Here is a 4035-nt window from a genome sequence, read left to right on the forward strand (position 1 = left end):
CGCCAGAACTCGGTAGACGACCTCGACGACGCGGCCCGAACGGTGCCGCATCATGGCCCGGCCCGCCGTCGGTGCCGCCGTGCTGTCGGCTTCGGCGAGCCAACGCTCTGCGGGGTCGTCGGCGACGAGGTCTGCGATCGGCTTACCGCGGACCTCCGACGCCGTCCAGTCCAGCAGGTCGGCGGCCTCCTGCGACCAGTCCAGCACGACACCGCGCTCATCGAGGACGACCGTCGCGACGCCGTCCAGCGACGACAGCCCTATGTCGATGTGCTGTGGGGAGGCGTTCATCTTCTTTCTCCCACTGCCTGACGGGTCTATGGGCGTGTGAGCGATGCGCTTGGCCCCCCCACGAGGCGGCTACATCAGAATAACGTGGAGCTGTCCTCTGCTGTCCTCTGCTGTCCGCCAAGGCCGACATCTGTTCCACCCTGCAGCTCTCGCACGTGTCCCACCACCGTCAGACGGCGAGATCACGGAAGTCCGGCATCCAGTGAAGGTCGGGAAGCACAGGGCGGAGGATGCCGGGCGGGGCGGCACACACGCGCGGGACAGCCTGCAACACCGTGGCGATCGTCGCCCAGTACCCCGGATCCGAGCCAGGCTCCTCGGGGTCCATGCCCGCAGACACCATCGTCTCGCGATCGACCATCCAATTGACCTCGGAGGTGATGAGCGGCTCTTCGTCGCCGGTGTCACGGAAGCCCAGACTGCGACGCTTGATAAGCGCGACGGTACGGGCGGGGACCTGCATGTCCCGGAAGCTCAGATCCACCAGGGCCAGCGCGAAGTCGTTCTCGTGCTCGACCCTGACGAAGTCGGCGCCGAGCATCCTGCTGAGTCCGAAGAGGCTCTGGAGGCTGTAGTCGTCGATGAACCGGGCGATACCGGCGGCGCCGGCCTCGAACTCGGCGCCTGTGCGTCCGTAGCCCATGACGGTCAGCGCGCGGGCGTCCCGGTCGCGGACGTCCCAGATCTCGCTGACCTTGATCGAAGTGACGTCCGTGCCCAGCCGGTCAAGGTGCCGACCAATCGCGCGGCGAACATCTCCGGACGGACTCCTGTGAAATGGAACGCGAATCTCTCCCCGTCTTGATGGTGGTCTTGCCTGTCCTGCGGTTGGTGCGACGCCGCTTGACCTCGATGGCCTGGACGGCGTGGGCGAAGAGCAGTCCGGGCTGGACGGTGCAGACCTTGAGCCGGCAGATCACGCGGCGTCCGTGTAGCTGGTCGAGGGTTCGGTGCTGGAGCGGGACCTCCCGCCAGGGCAGGCGGCGCAGCTGACGGCGGAGTTTCTTCTGGTTTCCCTTGACGACCAGGATGTAGTGGGCGCCTTGGGCGGTGATCTGCTTGACGTGGCAGGTCTGGGTGTGCAGCGCGTCGGCGGTGATGACGTGGCCACGCAGGTCGAGTGACTCAAGCAGCGGGGCAAAGGCGGGGATTTCGTTGCTCTTCGCGGCGATCTGCCGCTGGGAGATCACGGCCTGGCTCTCGTGCAGGACCGCGGCCAGGAGGTGGACGGCCGTCCGGTCGTCACGGCGGCTGGCGCGTACGGCCTTGCCGTCGACGGCCAGTCCCACCAGCGCGGGTGCCTCGTCCTGGAGTACCGGGCGAGCCAGGCACTCACGGCGTCATCGAAGGCGTTGCCGTCGATGCGGGACAGCAGGCGGCCCAGGGTGGTGGCACGTGGGAGACGCGTAAGGTCGATGCGTGACCCTGTTTCAGGGGCGGCGTCGACGGCGAACCGGGCGATGCCGGCCAGGGTGGTGGCACCGCCGAGGACTGCGAGCAGGCACAGGGCGTGCAGGGAGCCAGCCGGTAGCGGCGGTCCCTGACCCGCCTCGGATCGGCGAGCTGGTCCAAGGTCTCGCGGAGTGAGGTGAGTTGCTCGGGCGGGCGGGGCAGGCCGACGTGCCCGCAGGGGCGCTGGAGGACGTCGATCAGGGAGGATGACACGCGAACGCGCCCCCTGTTCGTGATCAAAGGCTTCGAGAACCTTGATCATCGGGGGTCGCGTTCACCGTCTCCAGTCCGGCCGCCTCCGCGCATGCACACGCGCTCAACTCATGTCGCCGGGTGATAACACATCAGCCTTGGGTGCGGGCGTCCTTACCCTATGACCCCCACCGGATACCCGAAGAGCCGGAAAAGCTTGTCTCGAAGGCGAGATCCGATTGGGTGCGGAATGGCGTACTCAGCGACTTCAGCGAGGCGCCGGGAACAGCTCGGGGACGCTGTCGGGTGTCGTACGGAAATTTGTTGCTTGCTCGTAGTCGTATCCCATGCTGAGCAGTTTTGACTCCGTGAATGGGAGGCCGAGCAACTCGACGCCGACTGGCATTTGCGTATCCGAGGAAAATCCTGCGGGTACGTTGAGAGCAGGGAAGCCGGTGTACGGTGAAATGCCGCAGTTATCCGCTGGCAGGTTCGTATCGTCGATCTTTCCGGCTGTTGCTTTGATTTCGGGATACATCATAGCGTCGAGGCGATTTTCGGCGAAGAGTTCCTTTAGTTCCGCGGCAGCGGTCTTACGATTCGCGAGTGCTTTCGCGTAGTCAGCGTCGTATGTTGATGACTCAGCGACCGCTGCGTACTGCTTGATTTTGGTGAGAACGGTTGGGGTTACTTCCCCGGATTTAATGATGTCAGAAAGGGTCAGTTTGTCAGCTGGCGCGGTGAGGCTTGCCACCTGGGCATCGTACCGAGCACCCGGTTGGGCAAGCCATGCATTCAGATCGCGCTGAAACTCGAACGTGGTAGTGCGCGCGCCAGCGAGGGCATCGACCAGGGTCTGGGGAAGTTGCAGCTCGACAACAGTTGCGCCTTGGGAGCGGAATTTATCAGCGGCAGCACGAATGATGTCGCTTGTTGGCTTCTCTGCCGAGCTGGTACCAAGCTTGTCCGTGAGCAGCGCAATCCGCTTGCCTTTCAACGCCGTCTTTGACAGGGTCCGCTCGTAGTGAGTCGAAGCCTTACCCTTGGCCGCGGAGGTGGCAGGATCTTCTGGATCGTAACCGGCCATGACGTCAAGAAGAAGGGCCGCGTCCTCCACCGTCTTGGTCATCGGACCGGTCACGTCCTGTGTGCTTGAAAGCGGCGCAACTCCGCTGATGCTCGTGAGCCCCTTCGTGGGTCGAAGACCGACAAGGTTGTTATAAGAGGCAGGCAGACGGATCGAGCCGCACGTGTCGGTTCCGAGCCCTGCGGCAGCGAAACTCGACGCGACGGCAGCAGCAGTTCCACCTGACGAGCCGCCCGGGTTCCGGGTCTGGTCATATGGGTCGCGTGTCTGGCCACCGAGCGAGCTGATCGTGGTGACACCCGCCGCAAATTCGTGGAGATTTGTTTTGGCGATGATGATGGCACCGGCAGCCCGAAGACGCTTCACCTGCGTCGAGTCATAGCGCGGTTGGAAACTCTTGAGCGATTCCGATCCCGCTGTGGTCGGCATATCTACGGTGTCGTAATTGTCCTTCACTACGATGGGGACCCCGTGCAAGGGCCCGCGGATGTGGCCCGCGCGGCGTTCGGCATCAAGTTCTGCTGCCTCCGCCATTGCGTGGCGATTAACGGTGATGATGGCATTAATTCCCGGCTGATTTCCGTAGGTGTTCTCGTAGGCGTCGATGCGATCAAGGTACGCCTTCACAAGTGCCTTCGATGTGGTCTCGTGACGGTTCAGCATCTGGCGGACATCGGCGATGCCGAGATCGACCACGGCCGGTGTGCTGGTGAGGTATCGCGGAGGCAAGCTGTAACCCATCAAGCTGGGTGTAGCAATTCCGATCGCCAGGCCGATCACAATTGCACGCGTACGGCGGCGGGAGGATTTGAAGATCGCTGGGGGCTTCATAGCCGGCATCTCGCTTCGGTAATCAGTCGACAGGGTCAGTGAGAGTCAAACGGAACTGTGTTTCACAGTTGTTTCGTCGAAATTTAAACCGATCGGTTTCCAGGTGGTGTTCGCAGGGAGGCTCGGGGGGGGGGGGGGGGGGTGTGGGGGGGCGGGGCCGGGGGGGTTGGGGGTGGGGGGGC

Annotated in this window: 5 protein-coding genes; all 5 read right to left on the bottom strand. The window is 63.7% G+C overall.

Annotated features, from left to right (window positions below):
• On the bottom strand, positions 1–291 hold a 291-nt coding region (locus ABZ453_RS50605), incomplete at its 3' end, for a PAS domain-containing protein (protein WP_359026774.1).
• 169 nt (positions 292–460) lie between these two features.
• Positions 461–934, bottom strand: coding sequence for a hypothetical protein (locus ABZ453_RS50610; protein WP_359026776.1), 474 nt, complete (start codon positions 932–934; stop codon positions 461–463).
• Between the two features lie 82 nt (positions 935–1016).
• Positions 1017–1580, bottom strand: coding sequence for an ISAs1 family transposase (locus ABZ453_RS50615; RefSeq protein ID WP_359026778.1), 564 nt, complete (start codon positions 1578–1580; stop codon positions 1017–1019).
• Entirely contained in the window at positions 1478–2005 is a 528-nt protein-coding gene (locus ABZ453_RS50620; RefSeq protein WP_359026780.1) for a transposase family protein, read from the bottom strand. The genes ABZ453_RS50615 and ABZ453_RS50620 overlap by 103 nt, the downstream gene beginning before the upstream one ends.
• A 198-nt stretch (positions 2006–2203) precedes the next feature.
• A complete protein-coding gene (locus tag ABZ453_RS50625) occupies positions 2204–3862 on the bottom strand; it encodes an amidase (RefSeq protein WP_359026782.1) in 1659 nt (552 codons plus the stop codon).
• Positions 3863–4035: the final 173 nt, after the last annotated feature.

Source organism: Streptomyces sp. NPDC005799 (assembly GCF_040630525.1).
Taxonomy (GTDB): Bacteria; Actinomycetota; Actinomycetes; order Streptomycetales; family Streptomycetaceae; genus Streptomyces; species Streptomyces griseorubiginosus_B.